Raw genomic sequence first — 13,266 nt, 5'->3', positions numbered from 1 at the left:
CATGACCGCTCTGACCAAAGCAGAATTAGCAGAAAAGCTGTTTGACGATCTTGGTCTGAATAAGCGTGAAGCGAAGGATATGGTGGATCTCTTCTTTGATGAGATCCGCGGTAGCCTGAGCCGAAACGAACAAGTGAAGTTGTCAGGATTTGGCAACTTCGACTTGCGTGATAAAAGCCAACGACCAGGCCGTAATCCAAAAACCGGTGAAGAGATTCCGATTTCTGCGCGCCGTGTGGTGACGTTTAAGCCAGGGCAAAAACTCAAAATCCGGGTAGAAGCCTATGCTGGAAGCGAGCCACAATAACGAATTACCGCCTATTCCTGCCAAGCGTTACTTTACCATTGGTGAAGTCAGCGATTTGTGTGATGTAAAACCCCATGTTTTACGTTATTGGGAACAGGAGTTTCCTCAGTTAAGCCCGGTTAAACGCCGTGGCAACCGTCGTTATTATCAACGCCAGGACGTTATTCTCGTCCGCGAAATCCGCGCATTGCTTTATGAAAATGGTTACACCATTGGTGGTGCACGCCAGCGCCTTTCTGAAGAAGGCGACTCTGGTGCGGTGGCGATGGATAAGGCGTTGATCAAAAATATGATCTCCGAGCTCAAGGAGTTGGAAGAGTTACTGAGGCCTGAGTAATCAGCAGTGATGGCTGGTTATAAAATCCTTCACATTTCAGACACTTAAGTTATACTGCTCCGCACCTGAGACTTGCTCTCAGAAAGGTATCGGGATGTAGCGCAGCCTGGTAGCGCACCTGTATGGGGTGCAGGTGGTCGGAGGTTCAAATCCTCTCATCCCGACCAATTTCCGCCCGTAGCTCAGCTGGATAGAGCGTCGCCCTCCGGAGGCGAAGGCCAGAGGTTCGAATCCTCTCGGGCGGGCCATTAATTTCCCCTCTTAAGTCAGTAATATCTTAGCGACCAGTCCCTCAGCTTCATCCATTGAATCTGCCAGCTCCATTCCGTGATATTGCGATTTATTCTTCTCGATAATGCCTTTGTTCAGGCTTCTTGATCCAACCAATACCAACAGCATGCAGTTGTTTGCCAGGCTCCAGTTTTGGATATTAATCAGAGTTTCCATAACCTCCAATGGGCCGCCTTCAAAATTTTCAGCATTAACGATTCGGCACCACTTATCCTCTTTGAGTTGCTCAGCCTGCTGTTTGATCGCTTCAAAATACTGCAATGTGCCTTCTACATTCCAGGTGCCCGACATCGTGCAATACATGATGTTCTGCTTCACTTCGATCTGATATTCGCAGTGTGGTGTTAACATACTGGCGTCTCCGGTTTGTATTCAGTCTCAGCGATTTTCCAGGCGGTTAAAATCCAGCAGTCCTGCATTTAACGGATCTTGCTTGAAAAACTCATTATGCACCTGGTCGCTGTGGTGCCAGAAGCTGTTATTGGTTCTTCGTACACCGTAATGGTCAGCAAAACGACGATAATCTTCTTCATCTTCCATGTTGTTCAGGTCGGCTACAAGATCAGGAAGACGGAATGCTGAAACCCGATACATTGCTCCCGGGTAGGAGCCGAGAACGCCTGGAACCAGAGTCAGGTAATCCTCCTCGAATAGGCGATTATCATCTTCGGTGAGCAGACCATTTATATTACTGTGGCCGCTGTTTCGAATAATGCTGAAGAGTTGCTGTTGGCCGAGGTAGCCATCCACCATAAGCAGTGACATTTCCGGCATCAGGTTTGCGGCAACACCACGAATATTATTCACTGGGGATACGATACCCAATTGCTCAGGCTTGAGGTGTTGCTGCAGCGAGTATTTCTCATCCAGGGCTGCGCCCAGGTGCTGCTTTAATTGTTCAAATAATTCTGCTTTTGGATTATCCGTGGTGTAGTTAATATCCGGGTCACGGATCATCTGTTTTCCGTGTGCAACCAGAAACTCTTTCACTTCATCGCTGGTGTCGCGGTACCAATAGTCAGCCAGTTCAATGCGATGTTGCTGCGGTAAAAATGCCAGGAAATTAAACTCGCCTTCCATCCGCAGGAAATCCATATAGAGCCGGGTCAATAATTGATGGCCGATATTTCCATACACATCAAACTCAGCTACTAACAGGTAATGAATACGTTCCAATAATGGATAGGTAATCACCCATGCTGTTTTAGGATGTTGTCCGGCCAAACCTTTCACGACGGTTGAGCTGTCAAAATGGCGGAAAACAGTCAGTGCTGCATTCGGGTTTTGTTTTTCTCCATCCCAAATAAGGCGGGTATCAAACTTATTGGTTGGGTCGGAGTATTTTTTCAGAATATCCCGTTTGGCTTTCAGATACTGGCCTTGCAGATAGCTGTATTTCAGCCAGTTGGTGACGATGCCGGAGTTACTTTCAGCCTCGCCAGGCAGACGCAGGTTACTGCTCTGCTGATCGAGAAATTCAGCAACGTATTCGTCGTCTTCGTTTGATGGGTCACTGAAAAATACCCAGAAGTGATCGTCAATAACATTCAGTGCTACCTGGCCGCGACACACTGGTCCTTTAATGAAACCCATAATGGTGTATTGGGCTTCCTGAAGCATAAAGCGGTATCGGGATCCAACAGGTAAGTCACGGAAAGCAACGAACGGATTGGCGGCAATTTCAGTGTCGTAACCCGGGAGTTTTTCGACCTTGTAATCCGGGTCAATAAACAGTGCTGTTAACCAATCCATACGCTCCTTGTTTAAACGATAGGGCATGTGATTTTTGGCAACGATGCTGGCCGGATTTAATTGCAGACGATAGTAAACCCGCTTTACCGCCGGATCATCATAAGGACGGCGCGTAGCAATGGGGCTAATCGGCAAGCCGGGAGGGGTTGCTGAGCGCACCAGTTTAAAGAAGTACTCTGGTCGTTGCGCGGGTTCGGCTTTAGTAAATAATGGCAGGTCAGAAAAATATAAATTCCCCAGGTACCAGTGCTCATAAATATATCGGCTGGCAAGCTGCTGCTTCAGCGAATCCTGATTGAGAAATTGTTCCCACTGATCCCGTTGTTTAGCGATTGCAGCGGGTAATTCTGCTGGCAGTGACATGGGTGCGCCACTTTTGATCCACTCAGATAAGGTATTGTGTTCTTCTTCGCTGAGTGCGGGAAGTGCGTAGGGCATTCCCCATAATGGATGTTGTTGGGCGAACTCATTAAAGCCCTGACGAGTGGTGCACTGTTGTTCACGATCGAGACCAAGGGTGATGTCATCGCTAAGCAGGTGGCCACCGTCATCGCTGGCATCGGGATGTGCTTGTTTAAGGGCCAGCATCTGATACATCACAGAGTTCTGGCTGTTAATCGCCGCTGTCTGGCTACGCTCATTAAGAATGGTGTGGAAGCCACGCTCGCGCCACTGCTCAGTGGAGGTTGCATCGATGCCCAGGCGGTTGGGCGTTGAGGCGAGAATGCGCGTTCCGTTATAGACCAGTTCAGGGTTTGCTCCGCGCATGATGCCTTCTGGCGAATTCAGTTTCAGCTGACAAGGTGCATCGTAGCAGCCATGGCAGACAACACAGCGGTTTTCAATAATGGGTTTAACCTGCTGGTTAAAATGCTGAGCATTAACATTGTCTGCAGGAAGGCGGCGGTCGGCGATAAATGTTTTGCCATAGAGTGCGTCAAGATCTTCCGACAAGATAGCAACGCTGCTGCAACCCGCCAGGAAGATTATGATCAGTATCAGACGCATGCTGCGCAGTGATGTTGAAACCCGTGACCATAGTGATAAAAACATAAAAAATACTCCGCCATACAGGCGATGATTTTAACAGTTTATCAACCTTGATCAGAGCTCAAAAAAGTAAAATTAAGTCCCATGAGTGCAACACTGTGATAAATAAATAATTTCAGGCCAGTGTATGGCTTGTTTCTGTGTATTGGCCTGAAATGAGGTTGTCGTCTGAGACTATAAAGCAGTATTAGTCGCTGGATTTATCGATACGTTGAAGCAGCCGGATTAAACGCTGGTCGGGAATTTCTTTAATGTAATCATGCATATAAAGCAGAGTTTGTTGTCGTACCTTACTGAAATGAAACTTCAGGTATGCCTACAGCGGCAAAGGCAAAAACCAGGGCGCAACACGTATCAGAAGCCGGTATAACATCGGGCGTAACGCTGCGGTAACCAAAATGCTGGCGATTGTCTGCTGCCATCCTTGTGGTAAGCGTGTCGGCAAGAAGAAACGTTGTGCACTGGTCAGCTCTCTGAGCAGTGTTTTATTTTGGCACAACTGTTTCAGGTTCCAATCGGCCGCTTCCAGTGCGCATAAAAACGTCATTAAAAATGCAGACGGCACTTTGGAATCCGCAATAGCAGAACGGCTGACTCTGGCTTTGATATTACTGTCGTTGAACAGCGTTGTTAGTTGCCGAGCCAGTTGTTGATTATCACTCGAAACCGGCATCGCCATCGGCGGTAAATAGTAGGCGATTCCACGTTTATCCGGTTGCTGACTGAGTTGCTGATTGCGATTGTCGATAAGTGGTGTCTGATATGCAATCAGGCTGATTAGTCCTTCCGCCAGAGGCACTCCGGGAAGATTATCCGCAAGAATTGCAAAGTCTTCGGCGCTGGGTTGTAACATTAATATTGGAGTTTTCTGACTGCAGCAGCGCCCAACGTTGGCAAAAGGTAAGTGCCGTAAGGCAGTCGATGGAATGCTGAGGAGAATAACATCAAAGTTATGGCTGCTATGATCAGGCCAATCTGTTATTAACTGGTATTCGTCAAAACTGATCGGGTTTTCCAGGCTTTTGTCCTTGTTCAAATGATATAAGGTCATGCCTTGTGACAGTTCAGCCTGATACTTCTCTTTAATTAGAAAGGTAACCTGGTGACCTTGTTGTTGAAAATGGTGTCCATATACCTGGCCTACTGCGCCAGCGCCAACAATCAGAATGTTCATGCAAAAATCTATATTGTTTATTCAGGCTATACGGTAACAAATCTGGAAATCAGCGGAAGGGAATAGGCAGACAGTTGAGTGGGCAATTGCGCATGCAAAGCGGCTTAAATTGCCCGGCGTAATGATTACTCGGAATCAATAATCACTCAGAGCTAATAATCATGCGTAATCGTATGGGCCACCTTTTTGTAATGCTGTTTTATAGCTGGCTAATGCGTGTACCTGGTCAACGTAGCGAGCGATATGTGGGAATGCATCTCGTGTTGCACCCCGTGTGAGCGCAGCTTCCAATGGGAAAATCATCTGAAAATCGGCAGCTGTTTTTTCTTCGCCACAAAACCACTGCTTATCAGCGAGGTGACTATTGATATAACCCAGGTGCTTTTGCATATTCGGGCCGGCATAAGCCGCCATGGCTTTATCTGCGATAGCGCGAGCGATTGGTTTGATAAAAAACGGCATCGGAGCGGTTCGTACTTTTTCAAACATTAATGCAATTAACAGCAGTGGCATTAACGAACCTTCGGCATAGTGTAACCAATACTGGCTTTGCCATTTGTTATCGTTTCCGGTGTTTTCCGGGAATTGAGAGGCACCGTAGGTTTGCATCAGGTAATCAATTATCAGGCCGGACTCTGCGATGGTTTGTTCTCCATCAGTGATCACCGGTGATTTGCCAAGCGGGTGAATGGCTTCCAGTTCCTTCGGTGCCAGGGAGGTTTTTTCATTACGCTTATAATGTTTGATCTGATAATCGACGCCAAGCTCTTCCAGCAGCCAGATAATACGTTGCGAACGAGAGTTGTTCAGATGGTGCAAGGTGATCATAAAAAAATCCCTGAAATGGTGGTGAGGGCTTTATGTTACCGGTAAGGAAGAGAAGTTCCGAGAGGGAGAATGGGTCAAGATGGATGTTGTCAGTGTCAGCTCCAGGGTAATTGCTGATGTACACCCAAACAGAGTTATCGCAGATGTAAACCCAACCAGTGTTGCTGTATTGGGCTGACATCTGCTGTCGATGATTGGCTATTTCGCTGGTGACTGAATGCGGTGAATCATGGCATAAAGCACCGGAACAATACCCAACGTCAGGATGGTGGCGAAGCCCAGGCCAAAGCAAATCACAACCGCCATTGCGCTGAAGAACGGATCAACCAATAACGGTAACAGGCCGAGAATTGTGGTCAGCGCCGCCATCGTTACCGGACGTAAACGACTGATCGAGGCATCAAAAACCGCGTCATACGGTGCTTTACCTTCGTCGATTTCGAGGCGAATCTGATCAACCAGGACAATGCCGTTCTTAACAATCATACCCGACAAACTCAGGAACCCGAGTAACGCCATAAAGCCAAATTCTGCGCCTAATATCAGCATGCCCGCCGTTACCCCAATGATTGCTAGGGGAACACAAGCCCAGATGACCAGCGCACTGCGTAACTCATTAAACAGCAGTACGGTAATAATAAACATAATCAGATAACCCAGCGGCAGCGAGGCAAACACGCTGCTTTCAGCGTCTTTTGACGCTTCGTATTCTCCGCCCCAGCTGAGCTCATAACCTGGCGGTAACGGAATCGCTTCTATCTGAGGTGCAACGCGTTTAAACAAGGCATTTGCGGTTAGTCCGGAGCCAAGTTGTGGGTCTGCATAGACCTGTATCGTACGTTTACGATCGCGGCGAGCAATAATCGGATCTTCGAATACCAGATCAAAACGTTCAACCACCTGCTGAATCGGGATATATCGATTAAACACCGGGCTCCAGATTTGTAAATCCATCAGGCTATCGATGTTGAGTCGTTCGACGGCTGGCGGGCGCAGTATAATTGGTTTTAATTTGGTGCCTTCACGGTAAAGGCCAACATTTTTACCAGCAACACTCATCTGTAATAAATCATCGAGATCCTGACGGGAAATTCCGGCGCGACGGGCGTTATCTTCAATAAACACCGGGCGAATTACTTTTTCACGTTCCCGCCAGTCGTGGCGAACGTTGTCGCTGTCCGGGTCATTTAACAAAATTACTTTTGCCTGTTCCGCCAGCTGACGCAGTTGTGCCTGGTCAGGACCGGAAAAGCGTGCTTCAATTTTTGCATTGGTTCCCGGGCCAATCTGCAGGCGCTTAAATTTAACAAAAGCATTCGGCATCTGACGTTCAGTCCAGATTCGGGCATCATCAATTAATGAGGGAATTTGTTCTCGGTTCTGAGTTCGAATCATGACCTGAGCATAGGCGTAGTATTGTCGCTCCGGCGCGTAGGTCAGCATAAAGCGCAATTCTCCCTGGCCAACCGTCGATGCGGTAAATTCAACTTCATCTTTATCGCGGAAATATTTTTCCAGTGACAATGCTTGTTGTTGGGTTGCATGAATGTCGCTGCCTTCCGGCAACCAGATATCCACCAGGAACATTGGAGTATTTGATGGCGGGAAGAAACTCTGCTTAACAAAACCAAAGCCATAAATTGCAATAAATAGTGCAACCAACATAGTAACCATGGTGGTTACGCGGTTGTGCAGGAATAAACTCAGTGCACTGCGATAAACGTCGTACAGCCAACCCTGGTAAGGCTGAGTGTTAGTTTGTTGATCGGCACCTTGTGCTTCTTGTTTAGCAAACATCAGGTTACACAGGAATGGCGTAATGGAGAGTGCCGTGAACCAGCTCAGTAGCAGAGAAATCAGCAGAACATAAAATAATGAACCGACAAATTCACCGGTAGAATCTGGTGATAAACCAATGGGTGCGAATGCTGTGACTGCAATAATGGTTGCGCCTAATAATGGCCATTGCGTCTGTTTAACAATCGCAATTGCTGACTGCAAGCGGCTCTGACCTTTTTGCAGACCCACCATAATTCCTTCGGTGATGACCAGAGCATTGTCGACCAGCATGCCCAGAGCAATAATTAATGCGCCTAATGAAATCCGGTGTAATTCAATATCAACGAATTTCATGGCGATAAAGGTTCCGAGAATGGTCAGTAACAATACTGAGCCAATAATAATGCCGGCTTTAGCGCCCATAAAAACAAACAGGACGGCAATTACAATAATGACGGAAATCAGCAGGTTGAGAACAAACCCCGTTGATGACGCTTCCACTTCTGCTGGCTGATCGTAGAGGGTATGTAACTGAATGCCCAGCGGACGATTCTGATCCAGAAAATTCAGTTTCTGACGCAGAGTTTTACCGACTTCAACAACGTTTACACCTCGGTTAAACGCAATTCCCATATGCAGTGACCGAGCACCTTTAAAATTCACCAGATGATCCGGAACATCGGCAACACCTTCTGAAATGGTGGCAATATCTTTCAGGTAAATCAGTTTTTCGGAGCCCGGTGTGCTGACCAGCAGCTCACCCATCTCCTGGGTGGAAGCAAACTCTCCGGTTGGATGAATACGGATGTATTCACCGGCATAACGAATATGGCCGGCATCCTGAACAACGTTCTGGGTATTTAATAAGCTGTACAGGCGTGACACCGGGATACCGAGGTTGGCCATACGCTCGCGTGAAATATCGATAAAAATCTGTTCCGCCTGAGTGCCGGCAATATTAACTTTGGCAATGCCGTCTACAGTGACCAGCTCGCGCTTCAGATAATCGGCGTAGTCACTCATTTCCTGATAGCTGTAATCATCCCCGGTAATGGCGAGTAAAACTCCAAATACGTCGCCAAAATCGTCAAATACGATGGGAGGGTTCACACCGGGTGGTAACTGAGCTTGCTTGTCACGCACTTTACGACGTAACTCATCCCATATTTGCGGCAACTCATCGGAGTTATAGGTTGGTTTAATAACCAGATGAATTTGAGATACACCGGCTTTAGAAATGGAGTCGACATAGTCGATATAGGGTAACGACTGAATTGCATTTTCCAGTGGTGCGGTAACTTCTTCTTCTACCTGCAGTGCATTCGCACCGGGGTAATAACTGAATACCATGGCTTCTTTAATGGTAAATTGCGGGTCTTCCAGACGCCCGAGACCAAGGTAAGAAACCAGACCGCCGGCAAGCAAAATCAGAATCAACATCCAGCTTGTGGTGCCGTGCTGAATAAAGTATCCGGCCGTATTATTGCTTTGACTCATGTTACAGGCCTCGCTCCTGCACCCACGGGCGCACGTGCATACCTTCACGCGCCTGATGAACGCCAGCGGCGAGAATCTGCTCACCCGGTTGCAGGCCGCTGCGAATTTCCACTCCGCGTTGGGTCAACTCACCCACTTCCACCTGGCGTTGGCTAAGTGTCATATCAGCGTTAACAATCCATACGCTGGCAAGACTGCTGCCTTCTGTCTGTTGCTCACTCTGGTACACGGAAGAAGCCGGGATCAGCATTTGAGTATGGCGGTTGCTGAGTACCTGGTTGAGATCGACGTGTATGCTGGCCGACATACCTGGCAGTAAATTCAGTGATGGTGGGCGAGGTAGGGTGAGTGTGACGGTATAACTGCCTGTCGCCCGGTCCGCTTGTGCGTTGTGTTCTTTATAGCTGGCGAGGAAGCGTTTTCCCGGTAAGGCTTCAAATTCCACTTCCGGTTGATAATTAACCGTATTGTTTTCTTCACGGGCATCAACAATTTTTGCCATCAGATTCTCGGGCATCTGTAGCTGAACTTCGAGTTGATCCTGCACCTGTAACATAATAACTGCCTGACCGGCACGAACAGGCTGGTGGTTGTCTAAATACACTTCACCAATAACGCCTGAAAAAGGTGCTTTCAGGCGTGTATCGGTTAAATCCAGGCGTGCCGCTTCCAGTGCGGCCTTGGCAATTTCCTGCTCGGCTTTTGCCTGATCAAATTGGGCTTGTGACACCTGTTGCTGATTAAACAAGTCTTTCATTCGTTGAAACTGAGAGGTGGCTAACTCGAAACGGGCTTTTCGGTCATCCACCAGGATTTGATAGTTGACCGGGTCAAGGCGGGCAAGAATCTGACCACGGCGGACTAGCTCGCCTGCACGCACGGGGAGTTTGAGCAATTCACCGGAGACCCGGAACGCCAGTGCGGATTGTTCTGCCGCCTGAACCTGTGCCGGAAACTTGCGCAGTAACACTTCATTCTCTTGCGGTACCTGATAAATCTTAACCGGGCGGATATTGGTCTCGGGTGTTGTCTTTTCCTGTTCGGAACAAGCTATTAAACCGAGTAATACGGGAATGAGCAGAAGGCGCATGGATGGGATCCTGTTGGCTAGAATAACGCTAATACATATTTATTGTAGGCGAAGTTACCGGAGTAGGATCAGCCCCAAAACGGATAACCTAATGTTCTGAAAACTGAATCAATAGAAGCAGAATGTTTTTATTCTGGCCGTATTTAAAACAAAGTGGCCAGCAAAAACATCTTTAACTGTGTGATCGGATGCCTGGCCTGGCGCCAGGGTTTTGCGGTGCAGAGGTGCAGAAACTTAGAAGTGCAAAAACTTAGGAGTGCAAAAACGCGGAAGTTTCGAAAGCCGTACACTCAATCTTTCGTCAGCAAGTCTGCAAAGTACTCAGGAACGCTGGTTCCGGCTTTGCCCTGAATATGCTGATGGAACAGGTTATTGACCTGTGAGCGCTCAGGATTGATTTCAACGGTTTGTGCACCGCTGTTACGTGCCACTTCGACAAAGCCGGCTGCTGGGTAGACATGGCCGGAGGTACCAATACTGATGAATAAATCACAGTTTTCCAGCGCCTGATAAATCTCATCCATATACAGTGGCATCTCGCCGAACCAGACGATGTGTGGTCGCAAATTTGGTTGCTGGCAGCAGGCACACAGGCTGTCGGCTTTAATGTCACTCTGTTGAGGGAATATCTGCTGCCTTTTACTGCAGCGCGATAGCATCAATTCCCCATGCATGTGCAACAGGTTTTTACTACCAGCACGGTCATGCAGGTTATCGACGTTCTGGGTAATCAGCAAAAACCTGTTGTTGGGATTAGCTTCGAGAAAATTCTGTTCAAACCTGGCCAGAGCGAGGTGAGCCTCATTTGGCTCAACATCCTGTAATTGCGCCCGGCGCGCGTTATAAAATCGTTGAACCAGTTGCGGATCGCGCTGAAAAGCTTCTGGTGTGGCAACATCTTCCAGGCGGTGGTTTTCCCATAAGCCATCATTGTCGCGAAACGTTTTCACGCCAGACTCCGCCGAGATGCCCGCTCCGGTTAATACAACAATATGTTTGCTCATTTTATTCCTCAGCGGAGAGTACGGTTATTCCGTTCCTGTTTTCTGGGTTTGCTGGCAACCGTCGAAATGATCGGAGAAAAATTCACGAATTTCTTCGGCTCGATTCATCCCATCGTTATAACCCAATTCAATCAGATTTTGACAGAACCCCTGGGAAAACAGCAGATAACTGAGAATCCCCGAACCATTACGGCTGGTGTTACCACTACCACCCAGCGCCAGTTTCAGGGCGCGCGGAATTTCAGAAGCATGTTCACCGGCAATGTCATCAATGGACTGGCTCGGATTAATTTCGAGCAAGTCGATTTTTTTCAGTTCCATGCCTTCCTGCTTACGGATTTTTTCCGGAATTTTATCGACGGTGCGATTAATCCGGCGCAAGCGTTCAACATCAGATTCAATACTGTCGAGAAACGCAGCGTTCAGCATATGCCCCATAATTTTTGCCGGGGTTGGGTAAACGCTTTGCTGGCGATGTTCTTTTCGCTTGTGAGCAACACCACTGACGCCAATCACCATTATTTTTTCAGCCCCGAGGTGCAGGGCAGGGCTTAATGGTGCCAGTTGGCGGACGGCACCATCGGCAAAATATTCACGATTAATTTTAATCGACGGAAAAATCATCGGGATTGCTGAAGAGGCCATCAAATGATCGATGTTCAGGCGGGCGCGTGAGCCAATACGACGTTCCCGTTGCCAGTTGGTGATGCTGTAGTGACCCTGGAAGAAACTGACGGATTCACCTGACTCCAGACCGGAGCAATTAATCGCAATTGCATGCAGCGCACCGTTATCAATGGCGCTTTGAATATTATCGAAGCGGATCACTTCCAGCAGCAGTTCGCGCAGTGGGGCATTATCCAGCAGAGAGACTGGATCATGCTTAAAACGACGGCCAATCACCAGGCTGCGAATTAAACGGCCTAAGGTGCCGGTGACACCGCCAAAGTCGGTACGGTATATCTGATTACACTCAAAATTGGCCCAGATACGCTCCAGGTGGCGAATACCAATGCGGTAGTTTTCGGCATAACTGGCCAAGGCAATACCGTTAATTGCACCCGCAGAGGTGCCAGAGATCACGTCGAACGGATTGTAGTGTCCGCGAGGCAGAATCTTGTGAATTGCTTTTAAAACTCCCACCTGATAGGCCGCACGTGCACCGCCGCCAGAAAGAATGAGCCCTGTTTTCTGATATTGCAAAAGTTTGCCCTTTTATCGACTGCTCTCTGAATAGCATAAATAATAGTGCATAATGCCGCCATTCGTGTTGGCTGGAGAGACTGATGTTCACCGGAATCGTGCAAACAAAGCTGCCTGTGGCAGAAGTACTTAAGGCGGAAGGCCTTACGACCTTTGTGTTTGAATTTGATAACAAACTGCTGACGGGCCTGGAAACCGGGGCGTCAGTGGCGATTAATGGCACTTGCCTGACGGTTCGATCGATCGATGGTAACCGTGTTTACTTTGATGCCATTGCTCAGACTCTGAAAGTTACCAACCTCGGACAAATAGAGCCAGGTAGCGTTGTTAACCTCGAGCGTGCGGCAAAATACGGCGATGAGATTGGTGGCCATGTCGTATCAGGCCATGTGATGGATCAGGTTCGTGTTGTTGATGTGGTTGATAGTGCGAATAATCGTGTGGTCTGGATGCAGCGGCCGAAAGCACTAGCGCCATATTTACTGGATAAAGGTTTTGTTGCCCTGAATGGTTGTAGCCTGACCATTGCTGAAGTTAAAGACGATCGGTTTGCCGTTCATCTGATTCCGGAGACGCTGGATATTACGGTATTTGGTGGGATTGTTGCGGGGGATTCGGTGAATCTGGAAATCGACGCTCAGACCCAGGCTGTGGTGGATACTGTGCGCCGATTAATCGGCAATACTGCCAATCTGAAAGAGCTGATTACAGCGATAACAGATACTGAATAATATCTCTGGATTCAAACATCCAGTTTTCCTCGCCTGCTTCATCTTTGATCAGCAGGCAGGGAACCGTGGTGCGGCCAGTGGCTTGTTGCTGCTGCTGGCGGAACTTCGGGTTTTGTAAAATATTACGTTTTTCTACGTTTACCTTGGCTTTTGGTAATGCCATCAGTACCCGTTGGCAAAATGGGCAGGCGTCGTAGTAATACAAAGCGTAGGTCATGGTTAC

General features: G+C 48.1%; 12 protein-coding genes and 2 tRNA genes. 5 read left to right on the top strand and 9 right to left on the bottom strand.

From position 1 onward, the window contains the following. Position 1 precedes the first annotated feature (1 nt). The 4 genes from ihfA to ACOQOZ_RS05995 all read left to right on the top strand — a co-directional run bounded on the left by ihfA (position 2) and on the right by ACOQOZ_RS05995 (position 892). Positions 2–307 (top strand): integration host factor subunit alpha, encoded by a 306-nt coding sequence (gene ihfA, locus ACOQOZ_RS06010; RefSeq protein WP_068656304.1) that lies wholly within the window; start codon positions 2–4, stop codon positions 305–307. Next, a complete protein-coding gene (locus tag ACOQOZ_RS06005) occupies positions 285–644 on the top strand; it encodes a MerR family transcriptional regulator (RefSeq protein ID WP_068656299.1) in 360 nt (119 codons plus the stop codon). Before ihfA ends, ACOQOZ_RS06005 begins: the two co-directional genes overlap by 23 nt. A 90-nt stretch (positions 645–734) precedes the next feature. Beyond that, positions 735–811, top strand: a tRNA-Pro gene (locus tag ACOQOZ_RS06000). A gap of 4 nt (positions 812–815) precedes the next feature. After that, positions 816–892: transfer RNA gene (locus ACOQOZ_RS05995), tRNA-Arg, on the top strand. A 13-nt stretch (positions 893–905) separates the two neighbouring features. Here the strand turns inward: ACOQOZ_RS05995 and ACOQOZ_RS05990 are convergent. The 8 genes from ACOQOZ_RS05990 to ACOQOZ_RS05955 all read right to left on the bottom strand — a co-directional run bounded on the left by ACOQOZ_RS05990 (position 906) and on the right by ACOQOZ_RS05955 (position 12,312). Then, positions 906–1,286 (bottom strand): hypothetical protein, encoded by a 381-nt coding sequence (locus tag ACOQOZ_RS05990; protein WP_420591370.1) that lies wholly within the window; start codon positions 1,284–1,286, stop codon positions 906–908. A 27-nt stretch (positions 1,287–1,313) separates the two neighbouring features. After that, positions 1,314–3,740, bottom strand: coding sequence for a fatty acid cis/trans isomerase (locus ACOQOZ_RS05985; protein WP_420591369.1), 2,427 nt, complete (start codon positions 3,738–3,740; stop codon positions 1,314–1,316). Between the two features lie 313 nt (positions 3,741–4,053). Continuing rightward, positions 4,054–4,911, bottom strand: a complete 858-nt coding sequence (locus tag ACOQOZ_RS05980) for a ketopantoate reductase family protein (protein WP_420591368.1) — start codon at positions 4,909–4,911, stop codon at positions 4,054–4,056. 159 nt (positions 4,912–5,070) lie between these two features. Continuing rightward, a complete protein-coding gene (locus ACOQOZ_RS05975) occupies positions 5,071–5,739 on the bottom strand; it encodes a glutathione S-transferase family protein (protein WP_420591367.1) in 669 nt (222 codons plus the stop codon). Positions 5,740–5,937: 198 nt separating this feature from the next. Next, entirely contained in the window at positions 5,938–9,015 is a 3,078-nt protein-coding gene (locus tag ACOQOZ_RS05970; RefSeq protein ID WP_420591366.1) for an efflux RND transporter permease subunit, read from the bottom strand. Between the two features lies 1 nt (position 9,016). Beyond that, positions 9,017–10,105, bottom strand: coding sequence for an efflux RND transporter periplasmic adaptor subunit (locus tag ACOQOZ_RS05965; RefSeq protein ID WP_420591365.1), 1,089 nt, complete (start codon positions 10,103–10,105; stop codon positions 9,017–9,019). A gap of 290 nt (positions 10,106–10,395) precedes the next feature. Further along, the gene (cobB, locus tag ACOQOZ_RS05960; RefSeq protein WP_420591364.1) at positions 10,396–11,109 is read right to left on the bottom strand and encodes a Sir2 family NAD+-dependent deacetylase; all 714 of its coding nucleotides are present in this window, start codon (positions 11,107–11,109) and stop codon (positions 10,396–10,398) included. Between the two features lie 24 nt (positions 11,110–11,133). Beyond that, positions 11,134–12,312, bottom strand: coding sequence for a patatin-like phospholipase family protein (locus ACOQOZ_RS05955; RefSeq protein ID WP_420591363.1), 1,179 nt, complete (start codon positions 12,310–12,312; stop codon positions 11,134–11,136). Between the two features lie 83 nt (positions 12,313–12,395). On the opposite strand from ACOQOZ_RS05955, the gene ACOQOZ_RS05950 reads away from it, so the two are divergent. After that, positions 12,396–13,043: a riboflavin synthase subunit alpha gene (locus ACOQOZ_RS05950; RefSeq protein ID WP_420591362.1), complete on the top strand. Its 648-nt coding sequence runs from the start codon at positions 12,396–12,398 to the stop codon at positions 13,041–13,043. On the opposite strand, the gene ACOQOZ_RS05945 is transcribed toward ACOQOZ_RS05950, so the two are convergent. Next, the gene (locus ACOQOZ_RS05945) at positions 13,018–13,260 is read right to left on the bottom strand and encodes a glutaredoxin family protein (protein WP_420591361.1); all 243 of its coding nucleotides are present in this window, start codon (positions 13,258–13,260) and stop codon (positions 13,018–13,020) included. The genes ACOQOZ_RS05950 and ACOQOZ_RS05945 overlap by 26 nt on opposite strands. Positions 13,261–13,266 lie beyond the last annotated feature (6 nt).

The sequence above is a fragment of the Bacterioplanoides sp. genome (assembly GCF_965219715.1).
Classification (GTDB): Bacteria; Pseudomonadota; Gammaproteobacteria; order Pseudomonadales; family Oceanobacteraceae; genus Bacterioplanoides.
The sequence above is the reverse complement of the archived record's forward strand: the minus strand, read 5'-3'. Positions and strand labels throughout refer to the sequence as shown.

Bases quoted from the DNA above. Each gene is read 5' to 3' on its own strand.
- ihfA (WP_068656304.1), top strand. From the start codon at position 2: ATGACCGCTCTGACCAAAGCAGAATTAGCAGAAAAGCTGTTTGACGAT.
- ACOQOZ_RS06005 (WP_068656299.1), top strand. From the start codon at position 285: ATGCTGGAAGCGAGCCACAATAACGAATTACCGCCTATTCCTGCCAAG.
- ACOQOZ_RS05990 (WP_420591370.1), bottom strand. From the start codon at position 1,286: ATGTTAACACCACACTGCGAATATCAGATCGAAGTGAAGCAGAACATC.
- ACOQOZ_RS05985 (WP_420591369.1), bottom strand. From the start codon at position 3,740: ATGTTTTTATCACTATGGTCACGGGTTTCAACATCACTGCGCAGCATG.
- ACOQOZ_RS05980 (WP_420591368.1), bottom strand. From the start codon at position 4,911: ATGAACATTCTGATTGTTGGCGCTGGCGCAGTAGGCCAGGTATATGGA.
- ACOQOZ_RS05975 (WP_420591367.1), bottom strand. From the start codon at position 5,739: ATGATCACCTTGCACCATCTGAACAACTCTCGTTCGCAACGTATTATC.
- ACOQOZ_RS05970 (WP_420591366.1), bottom strand. From the start codon at position 9,015: ATGAGTCAAAGCAATAATACGGCCGGATACTTTATTCAGCACGGCACC.
- ACOQOZ_RS05965 (WP_420591365.1), bottom strand. From the start codon at position 10,105: ATGCGCCTTCTGCTCATTCCCGTATTACTCGGTTTAATAGCTTGTTCC.
- cobB (WP_420591364.1), bottom strand. From the start codon at position 11,109: ATGAGCAAACATATTGTTGTATTAACCGGAGCGGGCATCTCGGCGGAG.
- ACOQOZ_RS05950 (WP_420591362.1), top strand. From the start codon at position 12,396: ATGTTCACCGGAATCGTGCAAACAAAGCTGCCTGTGGCAGAAGTACTT.
- ACOQOZ_RS05945 (WP_420591361.1), bottom strand. From the start codon at position 13,260: ATGACCTACGCTTTGTATTACTACGACGCCTGCCCATTTTGCCAACGG.